Genomic DNA, 20,248 nt, shown 5'->3' on the forward strand with positions numbered 1-20,248 from the left:
AAAGCCACTTACCCAGCGACTGACGCCGACGCCAGCAGCTCCTCCAGGGTTGCACTGCCAGTCGCACCAAGGCCCCTTAAGCGCGCCACGAACGTCGATACCGGGCGCGATTGCGCGTCGTTGAAGCCCAGGCCTATATCACCGCGCAAGACCGGATCGGCGGAACATGCATCACGCAGGATCAAGCAGCGCTCACTGTCCGGATCGACAATGACCAGGTGCGCCTGGACGATCTCGAACACGAGTTTTCCAGGCTCATCGAATGCCCAGATCAACGTGCTCGCCGTAACGGGTACCTCACCCAAGGCATGGCGACAGTCGACAATGACCGACTCCAGCTTCAACCACACCGCTTTCGTCAAATGGCAGGTCACCGCGCCCTGGCCCATACGCAGGACCAACCGGTTGACCTCATCGGGAATCAGCGGCAAGAGGTCGCGGCTGACCTTCTCCCCCTCGACCACCAGCACCTGGGCGCTGCGCTGGACGTAATCGAACGGCCCGATGCTGCGCTTTTCCGGATAGATCCGCACCCGCCCATCCTGGTGCTCGTGCAGGAGCACGTTCTCCCGTGCTTGCGTGCCCAGCAACGTAAAGTCCTTGGGCAGGTTCTTGCCGGTGACTCGCAGCAACCGGGCACTTTGCACGTCATACCATTGCAGGCTTCCAGGCTCGGACTCCACCGACACGAATTCGTCATGTTGCGCAGCGTCCAGCAATCGCTGGAGGGCGTCGACCAAGTGCTCGCCCTGGGCGAGCACCCAGGCGTGGTTGACCCCAGTGATGGTCGCCATTTCCTGATGCCCCAGCGCCAGCGACACACCGTCCACGCTGATCCCGCGCAAGCCGCTGCCTTCGGGGGTGACGTCGGCGAACCGCCAGCCCACCCACTCGCGCTGATAAGCCGGCAGGCTAGCGCCTGGCAACAGTTGCGTGCCGGTGTCGAATACCTGATTCAGTTGCTGTGGGTCGAAGAATACCTGGCTCAATATTTCGCCGCTCGACCTATCGAACAGCCAGACCGACTGATTATCCGGCGCCACGCCCAGCAAGCGAACGTCCTTGTCGAGCCCCGGGTCGCACAACAACAATCGGTGCTTCACGTACCAGGCACAGAGGTTACCGTCACCGGCGGCATTGCGCAGACCGGCAATGGCAAAATCCTTGCCCGGGTATTGCTCGGCCAACGGTTCAAGCGCTTGCCACCACTGCGCACGCCCCTTGAGCCAGTGCTCGCTCACGCCGGCAAACTGCAGCGCGTCTTGCGCCACCAGGTTGAAGAACAACCCGTTTTCATCGAGCGCCACGTAGCCCCCTTCAACGGCCAGGATCTGCTTGAGCCCATCTGGCTGCACCCATTGGCGTGTCCAATGCGCCGTACCGTCCTTCACGCTGCGTTGCAGTCGGCAAAGTGTCTGGTTGGGGGTGACTCGCTGATAGATGAAGAACACGTCGCTGTCGTCCGCCATCGGCAAGAGCATCAGCCCGTCCAGCTTCTTGATCGAGTCATCCCAGCCACGGGCATGATGCTCGGCGGGTTGCGCAAGGATCAGGCGTCGATCGCTGCTGCGTACCCACGCCATGTCTCGGGAACTGGGGGCAATCGTCCAGCAGATCGAAACGTACGGCGCCGGCTGCCAATCGACCGTGGCGAGCCCATTATTCGAAGGTCCGGCGGGCAGTCGCAGAAAGTCGCCGAGCACGGATGACCACTCGGCCAGGGTATCGTTGGCCGATAGCAGCGCCTGCAACTGCGGTGCCGTGTCGTAGGTGACGGAACTCAACAGCAACTGCCCGTCATGAATCACGTATCGGTATTGCCGGACGGTTTGATTGTCGACGATATATTCCTGCACGACATGAATCACACCATGGGCATCCGCCTCGATACTACGAATGGTGCTCTGGCCGTCCTGTATGAGTAACAGATAGCGGCACTTGAGCAAGCCTGTGGCGCACTCCGTCTGCCAGATCTGCAGTTCCTCGGGATCGTAGAAATAGGCGAAGCCATCCAGGACCACCGACAGTTGCGGCTCGCCGAGCACTTCACTGTCGTCGCGAATGTAGAGGAAGCGGTCCTCGGCCGCGTCATACCAGGCCGTGGTGTAGCTCGGTTGCAGGGGATCGTCGAACGGAACCAGATAGCGATGGATAGGCGTATACGGCAGCGCCAATCGATGCTCGCGCGCAAGGGCCTTGTAGTGCTCGAGCAACGCTTGCTCATCGAGCCCCTCGGGCGCCGTCTGCTCGACAAGGTCCAGTTGGCGCTTGTCCCCGGTGACGCTGAACAATTGGTCGGCCGTACGGATCAGCACTTCCTGCCGGCCGTCTCGGGCGACATGGACGGCGCCGATGTACAGTTCACCGGAAGGCTCGATCCGAATATCGCTTTCATTGGCCCAGGTTGCCTGCAACAGCCAGCGACAATACGTCAGGTTCGGCGCGATAAGCCTTATGTCGGCCCCTGGATTGAGCATCACGGTACAGCGCCCGCCCGCGCCCCTGAGCCAATAGGACAACTTGCCTTGCCAGGCATCTGGCAGGACGGGAACCACCAGTGTGCGCTCCAGCACATCCAGATTCACCCGGATGACCGTTTCGCCATACACCGGGTTCAGGCGATTGAGAATGTAGTCGGAGGGAAACGAATAGAACGAGAACAGAAATAGCCAGGAGCCGTCCGCTTGCTGTTTCTCCAGCCGTCGGGCCGTGTCGAAGCCCCGATCATGCCGCAAGCGGGCGAAGGGCAGCGCCTTGTATTCATACCCGTAAGTGGTTTGCGGTGTACAGGGCAGCACGATGGGTTGTCCGGCGGGCGGGGCGAATCCGATCTGCCTGGGTAGCCCCAGCTCCCGGCGAATATCGATGGCTCGCGCGTCATCGGGATCGAAACCCGGCACACCGAAATGATCATGCAAGGGATACAGCTTTGGACTGTTGAGCTGCAACGTTCCGTCGTTCAGATCGATGCTTTTAATCAGCAGTGAAGGACGCGCCACCCACGCGGCCAACTTGTGATCATAGGCGTAGCCCTCGCCACGATAGGCCTGCTCCAGGTCATCGAAAAACTGACCGACTTGCCGGGCCTCGCGGGCGATGGTGGCAAATCCCTGGGCCAGCGCGGCGACCCCGACGGCCAAGCCACCGAGAATCACGCCCGCACCGCCGAGTACCGCCGCGGCGGTCGATGCCCCGGCCAACCCAGCCCCGACGCCGCCCGCCGTCAAGGCCAGGCTGGCGGAATCGAATGTCAGCTGGGTACCGAATTGCGCGGTCTCGATGCCGGTTTGCGCAGTCTTCAACTGGTAGATATCGAAGCCAACATTGGCCAACCCCAACACAGCGCCGACGCCTTCGTTGGCTGCATGTCCTAAGGCCTGGCCGACAATCGGCGCGCAAGTACGGGCAATGATCCGTTCTTCCACCAGAGCGGTGCGGGCCAACTGCACCAGGCCCGCCACGTCCACGACATTGCCGTGCACCAGTTGCGCATAGTTGACGTACGCGTGCAGGCGCACGGCGGTGGTCAGTGTCCGGTCGTCCCCTTCGCGTCCACGTAAGGCATTCATCAACGCCTGGATGGTGAAACCGGCGTTGAGGGTATGGACGCTGCCGGCTTCGGTCGGGTCCAGGACGCCGCCCGTCTGCACGGGTTTGCGCGCCAGGGTCGAAAACTGTTCCGACAGCCAGCTCTTGATCCGCAGTAGGCGTTGATCGTCGCTGAGCACGCGGACCGGCTGTTGTGGGTGCGCGGGGTCGATCAGGCTCACCCGATATTTGCCTTGCGGCGTGATCTCCAGCGTTTCGAACAAGGGCACCAGCGGCGTCGTCGAGCCATGTAGCTCCTGCAAACCGACCGTCGCCTGGGCGATCTGCTGGCCCCACCAGTGGCTGTCCAATTCCAGCAAACTGCTGCCCAGGTGCGCGTTGTCCACCAGGGACCTTCCATGGGCACTGTTCAGGCGCTGGCGAATCGCAAGGGCCGGTTTTCCTGGCAAAGGTTCGGGCTTGAGCAGCTGCGCCACGGTGAAGCCCTCGGACAATTCCAAGCTGGCGATCTTTTTGCTGTGCAGATCGATCAGATCGAATTCCGGTCGAGCGTCAGGGCCATAGGCAGCGTAATAACGGGCCATGCCCTCGGTCTGGAAAAACGTCTCCAACGCCCTTTGCAGCCCATCCGCATGATCGAACTTGCACAGGCCGAAGTTGGGGTCGAAAAAATGATAGGCGGCCCGTTCTGCGTTGACGGTCTTGGTCACCAGCATCGAATGGTTGTCCGAGTTGAGCATCAGCGTACGAGAGCCGGTGTGTATCTCGAGCATGGCAACGGCCTGATCCAGACTCGTCTGCCCAAGTCGCGTTCCGACATCACTCAGCGCTACGTCCCACAGCGCTTCCAGTGTTTGCACAAAGGCTTGGGAATCGGCTTGCCCGGGCTCGAGCACCGCCAGGTAGAAACGCTCGCGCAAGTGCCCGGAAGAAACCTCACCCTTGGCCAGTGCTGCGCTCATCACCAACGCCAGGGGATAGCAGCGCCCGCCAATCGCCTCGCCATCGCTGTTGAGCAGCAAATCCTGAGGGAGCATTTGCACGCCGCTGTGGCCGAACCCGTCCAGCACTTGCCCGGAGCGTTCGACGACTTGGAGACGGTGTTCAAGGGTCGCCACTTTCTGGATCCGTGCAACATGACGGCCCCACTGGAATAACGTTCGCGCCTGTTTCAAGGCCGTTCTCTTCAACTCCAGCGCACTGTCGGACGGCAGTGGCGCATCCGCCGGATCGCTCGACAGGCCGCCCATGAACTCGGCCGCCTTGCGCTTGAATAATTGCCGCTCGATGACCGCGTAACGGCCGGCCACGCCCTGTTCGACAACGCTATTGGCCAAGTTCTCCAGCTCACTCGTAGCCGTGTTGAAGCTCGAGTTCTCCAGGGTGTCCAAGCCGAGCAACACGCCCAGCGACAGCCTTTGCACAGGGCTGGCCTCAATGACGCGCCGGGTGCCACCGGCGATCTCGCCCAAGACGTCGTCGATTCCCAGGCTTTGCATTTTTGCATCGCTCAGGAACACCGGCACCAGTGCATCGGCAGGCTGACGCCGGATACGCTGGCGATCATCGAAACTCAGCGGCAGCGGCTTCTCGAAACGTTTTTCGCCGTCATGCCCCTGGCTCATCGCTTCGATGAACGGCTCGCCGAGTCCTTCGACCAAGCGCTCCAGCACATCGGTCAGCAACACGGCTCGGCCTTCGATCAGTGGCCAGCCTTGTTGGAACTCTACGGTCGAATGCTTGAGTAACTGGGCGATGTCGCCGTTGTAGCGTGTGCGGTACTGACCTTCACGCCATTGTGCTTGCTCGTTGGCGACCCATTGTTCGGGTTGGTTGCCGTTTTCTTTCCAGGAATGATCCTGCTCTTCTTCGGTGGCGCTGTTAATCGTCAGGTGGAGGGCAACACCCGCCTCCTCGCGCAAGGTCTTGGCAACCGCCGCGCTCAAGTGCGCGTTCGCGTAGTCGGCCATACCATCGCGCATGGCACCGGGGCCTGTCAGATGGAGAGTGCCCTCGGTCTCGAAGCGAATACCGTCGCCGAAGTGGGTCGCTACGGCCGATATCCGCGCTAGAGTCCTGAGTACTTCGCCCATCGGCAGATGGCTCAGCGATCCATTAGTTTTTTCGAAGACTTCTTCCACCAGACCCAACATGCCCGCAACGTCGCTCAATGCAACATCGCGCTGGGCAGCCAGCTGAATTGACGCTTCAACCAACTCATGGTTGGAGCCCAGACGATCGATCACGCTTTTGAGAATCTCGGCGCCCGAATGGGCCATCAGAAACGAATTGTTCAATGATCCCTCCACAGCCAAGGCCCGCAGCGCGAAAGGTCGAACCAGCCTCTCTGCCGGCAGTTCGAAGACCTCGCTCAAGCTTGGCCGGCTTTGCGCGAACGCCTCCAGTGCCGACAGATGCTCGGCGGGAATATGCACGCGATAACGGGAGGAAGCCTGGCGACCCGGCATCCATCCGGGGTTCTCGTTCAGCAGCAATTGCAGGGTCCCCAGCCGGGCATCATAGCTAAACCCGCTGATGTCGACGCCGCCCAGGGTTGTCGATAACGGCGGAAGGTGGTCGATGTCGGTATAACTGCCACCTTCGGTAAACAGGACTTCGGCACGCACCACATCCGATGCCGCCGCCATATTGCCGAGCAAGCGCATCTCCCTGTCATAGACCTCCTGCAATCGCAGCGAAACCACGCCAACGGCGAGGTCACGCAACGCGAAACCGTCCATGTCCAGGACACTGCGACGATTGCGTTCCAACTGTTGGCGCAAGGTTTGTGCATCCTGCCCGTAGGCGCGGGACAGTAAATCGATCCGGGCCTCGTCGGCTGATCCGCCCTTCGCCACAGCGGCATTGATATGGGCCTGCATCTGTTGTTTCAAAACAAGGGCATGTTCGTTGTACAGGGCACCCAGCTCAACCTCACTAATATGTTCATCCACGCCGTGTAAAAAAACATTGGCCTTGGCGGCTTCAACAATAAGCTTATTGGTTTGCCAGGCCAGTAGCGCATCGCTGTCATACCAAAGACTCAGGGTATAACCCTGCCGGGCCAATACGTGTCGCCACACATTGAGGTAATCGCGTTGAATGTCGCCGAGGCCACCGCCGAGCCAGACAAAGTGCAACGTCTTGGGCACTTCCGTGGGTAACTTCTTCATCAGCTCAGAACTGAATTGAAGGCGCGCTTCATGCGCTTCGATTTTGTCGTATATCTGCGGCAGGTCAATTCCGGCCACGACGGGAGCGGACACCCGCTCATCCTGGCTGCGCTTGACCCTGCGGCTGCCCAACAGCTGAGCCAGCATGTGCTTCAAGAGCCCCAATGGCTCGAGCAGACTGTGGGAATCCGGCATGCCGACACAGGCAAAGTAATAACGGATGATCGCGTCGTAGTGCTCAGTGTTCTTATAGGGCAACAGTGCCCGCTCGAGGTCGGCCAGTTTGAAAAGGCTGATGAAACCGAGCGCACTGTCGTCCGTCTTGATGTTTGCTTCCTGCATAAAGATACTCCTTGGCCTGTTCCGTTAAAAACAGGCATATAAGAACGGCGCCGCCAGAGCATGTTCCGGCGACCGGTTATTTAATTCGATATTTTGCCAAACGCTTATAAGCGCATGCCGATAACTTAACAGGCACGCAAACTAACGCTTAAGAACAAACAATTCAAATGGGAAGGCTTTCAATGCGTTTCAAAGGCGGACAAAATATATAACTTGCTTTTTACTTATCGGATCGACAAATAAGGAAAGCGTCGATAACGCGATCTTGAAGCCCCCTATTTATCCTGTGGCGAGGGAGCTTGCTCCCGCTGGGCTGCGAAGCGGCCCCCAACCTGACACCTCTGTGCATCAGGTAGATCGAGTCGCTACTTTTGGGGCTGCTGCGCAGCCCAGCGGGAGCAAGCTCCCTCGCCACAGTAGCTCCCCCCACCACAGAACAGTGTTGCGGTTCAAGAGGCCGGTTTGGCCCCATACCAGCGAGGCGTATACACCCAGTTTCCACCGGATGCACGCGGGAACACACAGGTGGTGGAGGAGCCGATCAGGACCATCGTGCGCATATCCACCTGCTCGGCGGTGAGCTGCCCCAGCGTGGTGACACGCAGGGTCTGGCCCGGGCGACCAATGTCGCGCCCCAACACCACCGGCGTCTGCGGTGTGCGGTGCTGGCCGACGATCTCCAGCGCACGCCCCAATTGCCAGGGGCGCGCACGGGAAATCGGGTTGTAGAAGGCCAGCGCCAGATCGGCTTCGGCAGCCAGGTCCAGGCGTTTTTCAATGATCGACCAAGGCTTGAGATTGTCCGACAGCGACATCACGCAGAAGTCATGCCCCAACGGCGCACCGGCCTGGGCGGCGGTGGCGAGGGACGCGGACACGCCCGGCAGGATCTCCAGCTCAACCTGGTGCCAGGCCGGATCGCTGGACTCGTGCAACGCTTCGAGCACCGCTGCCGCCATGGCGAACACACCCGGGTCACCGGACGACACGACGATCACCGAACGGCCTTGCGCAGCCAACTCAAAGGCGTGTCGGGCGCGCTGCATTTCTTCGCGGTTGTCGGTGCAGTGCAGCACTTGATCATCGCGAAACGGGCCGGCCATGCGTACATAGGTTTCGTAACCCAGCACATCGGTGGCCCGCGCCAACTCGGCTTTCACCGCCGGCACCATCAACTCGGCAGCGCCCGGCCCCAGGCCGATCACCGCCAGGCGTCCGCGCGGACGACCGATTTGGGCCACATCCAAGGGTTGAGCGGCAACGGCGATGGCCAGGTTGTCCGTCGTCGAAACAACGGTCGCGCCCGGTACCGAACTGCGGGCCAAGGTGGCGGCATCGCCCGTTGCAGCCACAAAGCGCAGCGCCACCCCGAATTCCAGCGCCGCTTCACGCAAGACCGTGCTGGCCATCAGCGTATCCGCCGCCACCAGACACGCCAGGCTCCGAAGCGCCACGTTCGCTTGCTGCAAAGCGGCACGAACGGCGCCCGGCAGGTCAGCCAACCCGGCGCTCACCACCACCGCGACACTGCGCGGATAAATCAGCAGTTCGTGAGTGCTCGCCTCACGCTCGGCATGGCCGACGTGGATCGTGCGCCGCGCCTGCGGGTCTTGCGGCAACTGCGCCTGATCCAGCCACGGCGCCGCGCCTTCGATACGCACCGGCTCACCGGCCAGCAAGTCGGAGACGAAGCGCTTGCCCTGCTCCAGGTCGCCGAGGCTGTAGCCGCTTGGCGGATTGAGCAGGCAAGTGCCGAAACGCAATTCGCCGCTGGTGGTAATGGCCGGCGCGACTTGCAGCGCTGCCGCGATGTCCCGGGCCATGTCATTCACCCCGCCCAGGCCGCCCAACAGAGGCACCACGGCGCTGCCATCCTCGGCCACCGCCAGCACCGGCGGCTCGGCGCCTTTTTCCAGCAACAGCGGCGCCAGGGTACGGATGACAATGCCCGCGGCGCACAGGGCGATGATCGGTGTGTCCTGTTGGTAGAGTTCGCGCAACGTCGCGCCAAATTCCAGGTACTGCCGATCGCCCTCGACCCGCCCGGCCAAGCCGTGGATCAGGGCGTCGGGGTAGCGCTGCTGGATCCGTCGAGCCGTCGCCAGGCTGCCGGGGCCGAGGATGACGATGGCCGGCGTCTTGGCGGCCATCAACCCTGCCACCGTTCGCCCGGCACGATGATCAGCGAGAAGTACGGCGAAGACATCGGCTCGACGTCATCCAACGGCACGATTTTCTGGTTGGCCATGGTCGCGCGCTCGACATACAGCGCCCGTCCGTCCATGCCCAATTCCTGAAGCACTTGGCGAACCTTGGGGAAATTGCGCCCCAGCTTCATGATCACCGCCGCATCGGCGTCGGCCAGGCGACGCTTGAGATCATCGTGAGGCAGGACGCCCGAGAGCACCGACAGGCTCTGGTTGCGATAGACCAGCGGCGCACCGAGCACCGAGGCTGCGCCGAGCATCGAGCACACGCCGGGGATGACTTGGGCCTCATAACGCCCGGCCAGGCGATCGTGCAGGTACATGTAGGAACCGTAGAAGAACGGGTCGCCCTCACAGATCACCGCCACGTCGCGACCGGCGTCCAGGTGCACGGCCAACTGCTCGGCGGCGGTGTCGTAGAAATCGGCGATCACCTGTTCATAGGACAGCGGCGCCGGCAGCACCTCGGTGGTGACCGGGTAGACCAGCGGCAGCAATGTCTGCGCGTCCTGCAAATGCGCCTCGATGATGCCGAAGGCGTTGCCTTTCTTGCCCTTGGCGACGAAGTACGCCACCACGGGCGATTCGCGCAGCAGGCGCAGGGCCTTGACCGTAATCAGTTCCGGGTCACCGGGGCCCACGCCGAGGCCGATCAGACGTCCAGGCTGCTGCATCATTCAACCTCCGTAGCGAGGGCGTTGACGGCGGCGGCGGCCATGGCGCTGCCGCCCAGGCGGCCTTGCATGATCACGAAGGGCACGCCGCGGCTGTTGGCCGCGAGCATCGCCTTGGACTCGGCGGCACCCACGAAGCCCACCGGAAAACCGAGGATCAAAGCCGGTTTCGGCGCGCCGGCGTCGAGCATTTCCAACAGGTAAAACAGCGCGGTCGGCGCGTTGCCGATGACCACGACGCTGCCTTCCAGGTGCGGACGCCACAACTCCAGCGCCGCCGCCGAACGGGTGTTGCCCAGTTCCAGGGCCAAGGCCGGCACGCTCTCGTCGCGCAAGGTGCAGATCACCGGATTGTTGGCCGGCAGGCGAGCGCGGGTCACGCCTTCGGAGACCATCCGCGCATCGCACAGGATCGGCGCACCGGCGGCCAGCGCCTGACGCCCGGCCGTGCCCGCGCCCTCGGAAAACTGCAGGCCATCAATGGCCTCGACCATGCCGCAGGCGTGGATCACCCGCACCGCGAGTTTCTCCAGATCGGCCGGAATGCGCGCCAGGTTGGCTTCGGCGCGGATAATCGCGAAGGAGTTGCGATAGATCTCCTGACCGTCGCGGATGTAATCAAGCATCAAGGGGGCTCCGGGGATGAGCGTCGAGCCATTGGCCGAGCGCTTCAATAGTCAGATTGTGGGCTTGCAACGCGCCGAAACCTGGCAGCGCGGCATCACGAAAATACAGGTCGTAACGACCGGGGGCGACCGCCAGCAAGGTGGCGGGCGCGATATGGGCTGCCGCGCAGGAACGCGGGCAGCCGGACAGATGGACTTTCAGGGTCTGGCCCTGGCGTTGCAGCAGCTCGGCCAATTGACGAGCATCGGCCTTGGTGTCGGCCAGGGCTTTACCGCAGCCACTGGAACCGGTGCAGGCGATGAGCTGCGCCAGGGGTTGGTCGACCGACACCAACAGGCCCAGCGTTTGGAGCCGCGCCAGGACTTCTTCGGCATCCTCGACACACACGTTGGGCACCAACAGGCTTTGCCAGGGCGTGAAACGAAGGCTGCCGTCGCCCTTCTCCCGCGCCAGTTGCGCCGCCCCCCGCAGCATGACCGCATCGAGCCGCCCCAGGGGCGCCGCCGCGCCGACGTAGACGCGGTCGTCGTGCTGGGAATGGATGCCGATGTGCAGTTCGTCGATGGGCTCGTCCCGCTGCCAATCCAGGCAAGCTTGCAGCGGCACGCGGCAGGCCAATCGGGTCATGAATTCATCGTTGGGGATTTCAGCCAACAAGTGACGCATGCGGATCTGGTCCGGGCGGGCCAGGTCGAGGAACAGCTCCAGCACCGCCACCACCAAGGCATGCCCCTGGGCCAGGGGCACCCTGCCCGCCGGTTTATCCAATGGGGAACCGGCCAAGCCGAAGGCCAGCCAGGGCTCGCCATCACGGACCAAGGCCGACAACCACAGGTCGTGGTGATGTTCGAGCATTGCCAACGCCTCTCCACCGTCCAGTTGCACGGCGAACTTGGCCGACAGTTCGGGGAAGCGTTCGTGGGTTTGCAGGGTGATGAGGATCTGCTCCGCCAACGGGCGGGTGTCAAACAGCATCTGCCGATCGATCCCGGCCGCGGGGCTGAGCATCAGGTTGCGCACGTCATCGCCAGACGGTTTGCGAGGACCAAGCCCGGCGGCCAGCAATGACTGGATCAGCGCGTCGTGCCCGGGGCCGATCCCGCGGATCTGCAGGTTGGCCCGGTTGGTCGCCTCGATCACGCCCCCGGCGAACCGCTCGGCCACCAAGGCCACGACGTCAGCCTGATCCGCCTGGATGGAACCGCCATCGAGCTTGATCCGACAGATCCCCCCGTCCAACGCCTGGACGACACGCAGCAACCCCGGGCAACCGGAGGGGCGGATGACGTTGGAGGATGGACGTTCGTTCAAGGGCAGACCGGCAGCTGAGAAACGCCACATTGGCGAAGGTGCGCCATTATGCCTGCTTTGCCGGTGGTCATGAAAAGCTTGCCTGTCGGATTGAGGCGAGATTGCTCAAGAACACGGGTTGCCTGATCCAATGATGTTATCTGTATCGCCGCCATCGCGAGCAGGCTCGCTCCCACAGTTTTGATCGGGGTGTTCACAAATTCTGTGTTCACCCCCAGATCCCTGTGGGAGCGAGCCTGCTCGCGATAGCGGTCTGTCTGGAAAAGTGATGTTGGATGGACCGCCGCCTTCGCGAGCAAGCCCGCTCCCACAGTTTTGATCGGGGTGTTCACAAATTCTGTGTTCACCCCCAGATCCCTGTGGGAGCGAGCCTGCTCGCGATAGCGGTCTGTCTGGAAAAGTGATGTTGGATGGACCGCCGCCTTCGCGAGCAAGCCCGCTCCCACAGTTTTGGATCGGGGTGTTCACAAATTCTGCGTTCACCCCCAAATCCCTGTGGGAGCGAGCCTGCTCGCGATAGCGGTCTGTCTGGAAAAGTGATGTTGGATGGACCGCCGCCTTCGCGAGCAAGCCCGCTCCCACAGTTTTGGATCGGGGTGTTCACAAATTCTGCGTTCACCCCCAGATCCCTGTGGGAGCGAGCCTGCTCGCGATAGCGGTCTGTCTGGAAAAGTGATGTTGGATGGACCGCCGCCTTCGCGAGCAAGCCCGCTCCCACAGTTTTGGATCGGGGTGTTCACAAATTCTGCGTTCACCCCCAGATCCCTGTGGGAGCGAGCCTGCTCGCGATAGCGGTCTGTCTGAAAAAGTGATGTTGGATGGACCGCCGCCTCGCGAGCAGGCTCGCTCCCACAGTTTTGGCCAGGCTGTTCACAAATTCTGCGTTCAACCCCAAATCCCTGTGGGAGCGAGCCTGCTCGCGATAGCGGTCTGTCTGAAAAAGTGATGTTGGATGGACCGCCGCCTTCGCGAGCAAGCCCGCTCCCACAGTTTTGGCCAGGCTGTTCACAAATTCTGCGTTTGACTCCAAATCCCTGTGGGAGCGGGCTTGCTCGCGAATGCGGTCTCGCAGCCACAATGATGTTGCGCCAGGCGCCTGATCCGCCGGGGCGCGGTATGATGGCGGCCCGGTTCGCGGCGGCAACACGCCTGTCGATCAACCCAACTATTCGAGGAACAGAGATGACCCCCTGGCTGACCGTAGTGGGCATCGGTGAAGACGGCTTCAAGGGCCTGGGCCGAACGGCTCGCCATGCCTTGCTGCGAGCATCGCGGATCCTGGGCAGCCCTCGCCAGTTGGAGCTGTTGCCCCTGTGTATCCGCGGCGAGCGGGAGCTGTGGCCCAGCCCGTTTTCCCTGGAACCGCTGCTCGCTCGGCAGGGCGAACCGGTGTGCGTGCTGGCCAGCGGCGATCCGATGTTCTATGGCGTGGGCGCCAGCCTGGCGAAACAGGTGCCGAGCGACCAGATGCTGGTCATCCCCGCGCCATCCTCCTGTTCACTGGCCGCGGCGCGCATGGGCTGGCCGTTGCAGGAAGTGGTCACGCTGTCGCTGGTGGCGCGTCCCCTGGCGGCGCTCAATGGGCATTTATCCACAGGCGTCAGGCTGTTGCTGCTGAGCAACGACCGCCACAGCCCCGCCGCCGTGGCAAGCTTACTTCGCGAGCGGGGCTTCGGCCCAAGCGCCATGACGGTGCTGGAACACTTGGGCGGCACGGCAGAACGATGGATCGAAAGCACTGCGACACAATGGTCCGACACCACCGTCGCCGACCTGAACCTGATCGCCGTCGAATGCCGGGGCGAACCGTCGACACCGCGCCTGTCACGCCTGGCCGGTTTGCCGGACACCGCGTTCGAACATGACGGCCAGTTGACCAAACGCGACGTGCGCGCCATCACCCTCGCCCGCCTCGCCCCCACACCCGGCGAGTTGCTCTGGGACGTCGGCGCCGGCAGCGGCTCCATCGGCATCGAATGGATGCGCACCCACCCCAGTTGCCGGGCCCTGGCCATCGAAGCCGACGAAGGCCGGCAAGGCTTGATCGAACGCAACCGCGACACCCTCGGCGTGCCCGGCCTGCAATTGATTCGCGGCAGTGCCCCGCAGGCGCTGGAAAACCTCGAACGTCCGGACGCGGTGTTCATCGGCGGCGGCGTCACCCGCGAAGGCGTGCTCGACGCCTGCTGGGCCCAACTCAAGCCCGGCGGTCGGCTGGTCGCCAATGCCGTGACCCTGCAAAGCGAAATGACCTTGATGCACTGGCGAGAACGTCATGGCGGTGAACTGACCCGCATCCACATCGCCCAGGCCCAACCCTTGGGCGAGTTCGACACCTGGCGCCAGGCCTTGCCGATCACCTTGCTCGACCTGGTCAAACCTCTCGATGCGTGACGAAACCGCCGAACAACTCGCCCCCCTGCGCAGCGGCCTGACCACCGGCAGTTGCGCCACCGCCACCAGCCTGGCGGCGGCCCGATTACTGCTGCGCGGCACCGAAGCCGATGCCGTGGAGATCGTGCTGCCGAAGGGCAAGCAGGTGCAGATGCGCCTGGAGTTCTGCCGGTTGACCGAACAAGGCGCCGAAGCCGGGACGATCAAGGACGCCGGCGATGACCCGGACGTGACCCACGGCGCCCTGTTGTTTTCCCAGGTGCGCTTGATCGCCGAACCCGGCGTGCGTTTCATCGCCGGTCGCGGCGTCGGCACGGTGACGCGCCCCGGGTTGGTGCTGGGCGTCGGAGAGCCGGCGATCAACCCGGTGCCGCGCGAAATGATCAACGATCACCTGGGTCGCTTGGCCGAAGAATGCGGTTATGCCGGAGGTTTCGAAGTCACGATCAATGTCGAGGGCGGCGAAGCCCTGGCGTTGAAAACCATGAATCCGCGATTGGGCATCCTCGGCGGCCTGTCGATCCTTGGCACCAGCGGCATCGTCCGGCCGTTCTCTTGCGCGGCCTACATTGCCTCGATCCACCAGGGCATCGACGTGGCGAAAACCAACGGCTACCTGCACATCGCCGCCTGCACCGGCAATGCCAGCGAAGACACGATGCGCCGGGTCTACAACCTGCCGGAAATCGCCCTGATCGAAATGGGCGACTTCGTCGGCGCCGTGCTCAAGCATGTGCGCAAGGTGCCGGTGGAAAAACTCAGCCTCTGCGGCGGCTTTGGCAAGATCAGCAAACTCGCCGCCGGCCACATGGACCTGCACAGCCGCCATTCGAGCATCGACCTGCCACAACTGGCCGAATGGGCGGCTGCCATCGGTGCCGATGAGGTCTTGCAGCAAGGCATTCGAGAAGCCAACACCAGCCAACAGGCCCTGGCGATGGCCAGCGCCGCCGGCATCGCCTTGGGCGATGCGGTGTGCGAACACGCGCGGGCCTTCGCCCGCAGCGTGGTGCCGGCCCAGGTCCAGGTCGAAGTCTTCGCCATCGACCGCCAGGGTGGGATTGTCGGCCAGGCTGGAGTTTTGAAATGAAACGTATCCTGCTCCTCGGTGGCGTCACCGAAGCCCTGGCCATCGCCCGCACCCTCGGCCCCCTGCACATCTACAGCCTGGCCGGCATCGGCCGCGTCCCCACCGACCTGACCTGCCAGGTGCGCGTCGGCGGCTACGGCGGCGCCGAAGGGCTGGCGCACTTCATCCGCGCCGAGGGCATCGACCTGCTGCTGGACGCCACCCACCCCTACGCCGCCCAGATCAGCCACAACGCCGCCCACGCGGCCCGTGCCTGCGCCATCCCCTGCTGGGCCCTGCGCCGCCCGGCCTGGCAACCCCAGGCCGGCGATGACTGGCGCGAAGTGGCCAACTGGGCTGAACTGATCCAGGCCCTGAAACCCTTCCATCGCCCCCTCTTCACCCTCGGCCGTGAACCGCTGCAACATCTGCATGAAATTCCGCCAGAGCAATTCTGGACCCTGCGCGCCCTGGACATTTACCCCGGTAACGAACGCTGCGAAGTGATTGGGGCCCGTGGGCCGTTTCACATCGAGGGCGAGCGTGAGCTGTTCGAACGGCGGCGGATCGATGTGCTTGTGAGCAAGAACAGCGGTAGCACGGCGACTGAACCGAAGCTGGAGGTGGCGCGGGAACGGAGGTTGCCGGTGTTGGTGTTGAAGCGGCCGGTGCCAGCGGGGGTGGATCGGGAGTTTGGGACGGTGGATGAGGTGTTGCAGGGGCTGCGGCAGTTGGTCTGACAGAAAACTGCACCGTCCTACAAGCCTGTCCTGTCAGAACTACGTCAGCAGGCTACATCACCTTGCGTCGCTGCCTACAACTACGCCAGAATCCGCCGGCTTGTGCGCCTTGGAGGCCCTCGGTAACTTGATTCCCGTCACTGCCCTTCAGTGATCGGGTTTAGTCGCCCGAGGTTTTCAGCGGGTTCACAAGCTTCGTCAGTCAGGAATTTCATCCCTGCACTTGATGGTGGTTGTGCGCAGGGCGCCTTCGGGCGCGCCGGTAATGCTGGACTCCCCGGTCGACTAACCTGCGCACAGCCGCCACCCTGTGGCGAGGGAGCTTGCTCCCGCTGGGCTGCGCAGCAGCCCCAAAAAAGCGGACGCGATATTCCTGACACACCGCAATGTCCGATTTTAGGGCCGCTCCGCGCCCCAGCGGGAGCAAGCTCCCTCGCCACAAAAGCACTCATTCGAAGATCTGTTGCTACTGTTAACACAAGCCCTGCGACCCTACACCGCACGTGGCTTTTTTACTTCTCAACCCTGATCAGGCTAAATACCGCCACCTGATCGCCCAACCGAGCGGATTGCCCCATGTCCCGACAACGGCTTGCATTTGCCTGGATCGCCTGCTTCGCAGTGCTGTTCAACATGCTTGCCATGCCGCTTTCCAACAGCGGTGGCGCGACTGCTGATGCACCAGCCGAGCAGCTGTTGTGGGGCAGTTTCTGCTCATCCAGCGGCACGAGAATGGTGGCGATTTCCCTGGGCAAGCTCGAACAGGGCACGCCGCAACAGGACAGTCATTCAACGATGCAGCATTGCTGGTGCTGCTCAGGTTCCCCGCCGTTGGTGGCGCTCGCCGGGCATGTCCCGCAGTTGTACCTGGATGCACAGCTGGCCCATCGCGGTGCCGTCCATTCGAAGCTCGACAGCCCCACGCCACGCCAGCAATGGCCCAGCCTCAACCCCCGCGCCTCGCCTCTGGCCTGATTCTTCCGCATACACCTGCGCCCTGAATCGTTCCGGAGATTTGCCATGTTGAACAGACTTATCCTGCTGGCCGCCCTGCTGCTTCCTGTCGGCTTCGCCCAAGCTCATCAATACAAAGCGGGTGAGCTTGAAATTGCGCACCCGTGGTCTCAGGAGTTGCCGCCCAATGCGCCGACCGTAGCCGCGTATTTCGTGATTCACAACAGCGGCACGACCGCCGACAAACTGCTCAGCGTCGACTCGCCCATCGCCGGCAAGGCCGAGCTCCATGAGCATGTGATGCAAAACGACCTGATGAAGATGCAACCAGTACCCGTCGTGAATATCGCTCCCGGTGCCACCGTCACCTTCGCGCCGATGGCGTATCACGTGATGCTGCTGGATCTGAAGGACCGCAGCCTGCTCAGCGACGGCAAACGTTTCCCCATGACCCTGCGTTTCGAAAAAGCCGGGGATGTCACGGTGGACGTCAAGGTGCAGAAAAAAGCACCGGACGGCACCAAGACACACATGCACGCTCAGTAGACGTCTCTGCCCAATGCACCCTCGTCGCGCCAGCTTGTCCACTCGCCGTCGTCAGCCCATGAGCCTGACCCGCGGTAGTTGGATCAGCCTGTTCGCCATGCTGATGATCTTTATCGGTCCACTGGTTTCCCAGTCGATGCCGATGGATCAACGCATGTCCATGCCGATGACCATGGACATGAGCATGGACATGGCGGCGCACGAAGCGCCCGCAGCCGAACATTGCCCGCCCCAGAGCGAGCACCATGCGCTGTGGGAAAAGTGCGGCTATTGCAGCCTGTTGTTCAACTGCCCCGCGCTGCCGGGCGGTCACACCTTCGCCGCTTTCGACACCCCGCACTTCAACACCTACACCAGCCTGTCCACACGCCTGGGCCATGCCCGGCTCGCGTTCTTCCCGGGTGCCCGCACCCGCGCACCACCCTTCCCAGCGTAGCTCCCGACACTTACTCAACCGGTCGCAAAAGATAGCCACAGGCTGCCCGACCGTGTCGTCTACGTCTGTTCGATGGAATCATCATGTCCAGGTTTTCTGCCGGCATCGCTTCGGGCTCTGCCCAGGTTAGCTGCCCTTTGAACGAACCACGGGTTCGTTCGCGCCAAACCATTGCCGCACTGTGCGGCCTGCTGCTCACCCCGTTCGCGCTGGCCGATGAGCACGAGCATCACGACCATCCGGTCGAAGAACTCAGCCCGACGGTCATCACCGCCGTCGCCCCCAGCTCGCCGCTGACCGTCGTCACCAACCCCAAGGACCCGCGCCAACCGGTGCCGGCCAGCGATGGCGGCGATTACCTCAAGACCATTCCCGGCTTCGCCCTGGTGCGCAACGGCGGCACCAATGGCGACCCGGTGTTGCGTGGCATGTTCGGTTCGCGGCTGAACATCCTCACCAACGGCAGCATGCTGCTGGGTGCTTGCCCGGGCCGGATGGACGCGCCAACGTCCTACATCTCGCCGGAAACCTACGACACGCTCACCGTCATCAAAGGCCCGCAAACCGTGCTCTGGGGCCCCGGCGCATCGGCCGGGACCGTGCTGTTCGAGCGCGAGCCGGAGCAGTTCGGCGAGCTGGGCACCCGGGTCAATGCCAGTGTGCTGGCCGGCTCCAACGGCCGTTTCGACAAGGTGGTGGATGCCGCCGCCGGTGGGCCCCTGGGCTATGTGCGGGTGATCGGCAACACCGCCCATTCGGACGATTACCGCGACGGCAATAACGACAGCGTGCCGTCGCGCTATGACAAATGGAATGGCGACGTCGCCCTCGGCTGGACGCCGGACGCCGATACCCTGCTGGAGCTGACGGCCGGCAAGGGCGACGGTGAAGCGCGCTACGCCGGGCGCGGCATGGACGGTTCGCAGTTCAAGCGCGAAAGCCTCGGGCTGCGTTTCGAGCGTTCGAACATCGGCGAGGTGTTGGATAAAGTCGAAGCCCAGGTCTACTACAACTACGCCGACCACGTGATGGACAACTACACGCTGCGCACGCCGTCCGGCACCGGGATGATGGCCGGGCCCATGGCCTCCAATGTCGATCGTCGCACCCTCGGCGCGCGCATCAAGGCCACTTGGCGCTGGGCCGATGTGCAATTGATCAGCGGCCTGGACGCCCAGACCAACGAGCATCGCCAACGCAGCAGCATGGGCGTGGACACCTACAAGGACCTGCCGTACACCAAGGACGCCGACTTCCACAATTACGGGGTGTTCGGCGAACTGACCTGGTACGCCGCCGACCGCGACCGAGTGATCACCGGCGCCCGGCTCGATCGCGCCTCGGCCAAGGATTACCGCCAGAGCATCGGTTCCGGCATGTCGGCCCGTCCCAATCCTACTGCCGATGACACCCGCGCCGACACGCTGCCCAGCGGTTTCGTCCGCTACGAGCACGACCTGGACGACAGCCCCGCCACCCTCTACGCAGGCATCGGTCACGCGCAACGGTTCCCGGATTACTGGGAGCTGTTCTCGCCGAACACCGGCCCGAGCGGTTCGCTGAATGCTTTCGACGCGATCAAGCCGGAGAAAACCACCCAGCTCGACTTCGGCCTGCAGTACAAGACCGAAACCCTCGAAGCCTGGGCATCGGGATACGTCGGGCAGGTACGCGACTACATCCTGTTCGACTACACGCCGGGGATGATGGGCACCACTTCCCGGGCCGAGAACATCGACGCACGGATCATGGGCGGTGAACTGGGCGCGGCCTACAAGCTCACCGAGCGCTGGAAAGCCGACGCCACCCTGGCCTACGCCTGGGGCAAGAACAGCAGCGACGGCAGCGCCCTGGCGCAGATGCCGCCGCTGGACGCGCGCCTGGGCCTGACCTACAGCGAAGACCGCTGGAGCGCCGGGGCCTTGTGGCGGGTGGTGGCCGCGCAGCACCGGGTCGATGAAAACAAGGGCAACGTGGTGGGCAAGGACTACGGCAAAAGCTCGGGGTTCGGGGTCTTCTCCCTCAACGGCGCCTACCGCATCAACCCGCACTGGAAGGTCAGCAGTGGCGTCGACAACCTGTTCGGCAAAGCCTACGCCGAGCACTTGAACCTGGCCGGCAACGCCGGGTTCGGCTACCCGGCGAGCGACCCCCAGGCCATCAACGAACCGGGGCGTACGCTCTGGACGAAGGTGGATATGAGTTTCTGACAACACAGGCAAGGCC

13 protein-coding genes are annotated in these 20,248 nt (G+C 63.0%); 7 read left to right on the plus strand and 6 right to left on the minus strand.

Annotated features, from left to right (window positions below; genetic code table 11):
* Positions 1-8: 8 nt before the first annotated feature.
* The 6 genes from J3P88_RS26985 to J3P88_RS27010 form a co-directional block, all read right to left on the minus strand.
* On the minus strand, positions 9-7,064 hold the full coding sequence (locus J3P88_RS26985) for a TcdA/TcdB pore-forming domain-containing protein (protein WP_434572643.1): 7,056 nt from the start codon (positions 7,062-7,064) through the stop codon (positions 9-11).
* A gap of 449 nt (positions 7,065-7,513) precedes the next feature.
* Positions 7,514-9,214: a precorrin-3B C(17)-methyltransferase gene (gene cobJ, locus J3P88_RS26990; protein WP_434572645.1), complete on the minus strand. Its 1,701-nt coding sequence runs from the start codon at positions 9,212-9,214 to the stop codon at positions 7,514-7,516.
* Positions 9,214-9,945 carry a precorrin-2 C(20)-methyltransferase gene (locus J3P88_RS26995; protein ID WP_434576623.1) on the minus strand — a complete coding sequence of 244 codons (732 nt, stop codon included), beginning with the start codon at positions 9,943-9,945 and terminating at the stop codon, positions 9,214-9,216. The genes cobJ and J3P88_RS26995 overlap by 1 nt, the downstream gene beginning before the upstream one ends.
* Positions 9,945-10,571, minus strand: coding sequence for a precorrin-8X methylmutase (locus J3P88_RS27000; RefSeq protein ID WP_186731096.1), 627 nt, complete (start codon positions 10,569-10,571; stop codon positions 9,945-9,947). Before J3P88_RS27000 ends, J3P88_RS26995 begins: the two co-directional genes overlap by 1 nt.
* Positions 10,564-11,883, minus strand: a complete 1,320-nt coding sequence (gene cobG, locus J3P88_RS27005) for a precorrin-3B synthase (protein ID WP_434572647.1) — start codon at positions 11,881-11,883, stop codon at positions 10,564-10,566. The genes J3P88_RS27000 and cobG overlap by 8 nt, the downstream gene beginning before the upstream one ends.
* Positions 11,880-12,230 (minus strand): hypothetical protein, encoded by a 351-nt coding sequence (locus J3P88_RS27010; protein WP_434572649.1) that lies wholly within the window; start codon positions 12,228-12,230, stop codon positions 11,880-11,882. The genes cobG and J3P88_RS27010 overlap by 4 nt, the downstream gene beginning before the upstream one ends.
* Before the next feature lie 835 nt (positions 12,231-13,065).
* Between J3P88_RS27010 and cbiE the strand changes: the two genes are divergently transcribed.
* The 7 genes from cbiE to J3P88_RS27045 all read left to right on the plus strand — a co-directional run bounded on the left by cbiE (position 13,066) and on the right by J3P88_RS27045 (position 20,232).
* Positions 13,066-14,277: a precorrin-6y C5,15-methyltransferase (decarboxylating) subunit CbiE gene (cbiE, locus tag J3P88_RS27015; RefSeq protein WP_434572650.1), complete on the plus strand. Its 1,212-nt coding sequence runs from the start codon at positions 13,066-13,068 to the stop codon at positions 14,275-14,277.
* On the plus strand, positions 14,270-15,367 hold the full coding sequence (locus J3P88_RS27020; RefSeq protein WP_434572651.1) for a cobalt-precorrin-5B (C(1))-methyltransferase: 1,098 nt from the start codon (positions 14,270-14,272) through the stop codon (positions 15,365-15,367). Before cbiE ends, J3P88_RS27020 begins: the two co-directional genes overlap by 8 nt.
* A complete protein-coding gene (locus J3P88_RS27025; protein WP_434572652.1) occupies positions 15,364-16,086 on the plus strand; it encodes a cobalt-precorrin-6A reductase in 723 nt (240 codons plus the stop codon). Before J3P88_RS27020 ends, J3P88_RS27025 begins: the two co-directional genes overlap by 4 nt.
* A gap of 576 nt (positions 16,087-16,662) precedes the next feature.
* The gene (locus tag J3P88_RS27030; protein ID WP_434572654.1) at positions 16,663-17,061 is read left to right on the plus strand and encodes a DUF2946 domain-containing protein; all 399 of its coding nucleotides are present in this window, start codon (positions 16,663-16,665) and stop codon (positions 17,059-17,061) included.
* Between the two features lie 45 nt (positions 17,062-17,106).
* On the plus strand, positions 17,107-17,586 hold the full coding sequence (locus tag J3P88_RS27035; RefSeq protein WP_434572656.1) for a copper chaperone PCu(A)C: 480 nt from the start codon (positions 17,107-17,109) through the stop codon (positions 17,584-17,586).
* Positions 17,587-17,599: 13 nt separating this feature from the next.
* Entirely contained in the window at positions 17,600-18,022 is a 423-nt protein-coding gene (locus tag J3P88_RS27040) for a DUF2946 domain-containing protein (protein ID WP_434572658.1), read from the plus strand.
* 83 nt (positions 18,023-18,105) lie between these two features.
* The gene (locus J3P88_RS27045; protein WP_434572660.1) at positions 18,106-20,232 is read left to right on the plus strand and encodes a TonB-dependent copper receptor; all 2,127 of its coding nucleotides are present in this window, start codon (positions 18,106-18,108) and stop codon (positions 20,230-20,232) included.
* Positions 20,233-20,248: the final 16 nt, after the last annotated feature.

The organism is Pseudomonas sp. Z3-6 (assembly GCF_051131985.1).
Classification (GTDB): Bacteria; Pseudomonadota; Gammaproteobacteria; order Pseudomonadales; family Pseudomonadaceae; genus Aquipseudomonas; species Aquipseudomonas zanjanensis.

Coding starts and splice junctions, on each gene's coding strand:
- J3P88_RS27045 (WP_434572660.1), top strand. CDS start 18,106: ATGTCCAGGTTTTCTGCCGGCATCGCTTCGGGCTCTGCCCAGGTTAGC.
- J3P88_RS27035 (WP_434572656.1), top strand. CDS start 17,107: ATGTTGAACAGACTTATCCTGCTGGCCGCCCTGCTGCTTCCTGTCGGC.
- J3P88_RS26985 (WP_434572643.1), bottom strand. CDS start 7,064: ATGCAGGAAGCAAACATCAAGACGGACGACAGTGCGCTCGGTTTCATC.
- J3P88_RS27040 (WP_434572658.1), top strand. CDS start 17,600: ATGCACCCTCGTCGCGCCAGCTTGTCCACTCGCCGTCGTCAGCCCATG.
- J3P88_RS27020 (WP_434572651.1), top strand. CDS start 14,270: ATGCGTGACGAAACCGCCGAACAACTCGCCCCCCTGCGCAGCGGCCTG.
- J3P88_RS27025 (WP_434572652.1), top strand. CDS start 15,364: ATGAAACGTATCCTGCTCCTCGGTGGCGTCACCGAAGCCCTGGCCATC.
- J3P88_RS27030 (WP_434572654.1), top strand. CDS start 16,663: ATGTCCCGACAACGGCTTGCATTTGCCTGGATCGCCTGCTTCGCAGTG.
- J3P88_RS27000 (WP_186731096.1), bottom strand. CDS start 10,571: ATGCTTGATTACATCCGCGACGGTCAGGAGATCTATCGCAACTCCTTC.
- cbiE (WP_434572650.1), top strand. CDS start 13,066: ATGACCCCCTGGCTGACCGTAGTGGGCATCGGTGAAGACGGCTTCAAG.
- cobJ (WP_434572645.1), bottom strand. CDS start 9,214: ATGGCCGCCAAGACGCCGGCCATCGTCATCCTCGGCCCCGGCAGCCTG.
- J3P88_RS26995 (WP_434576623.1), bottom strand. CDS start 9,945: ATGCAGCAGCCTGGACGTCTGATCGGCCTCGGCGTGGGCCCCGGTGAC.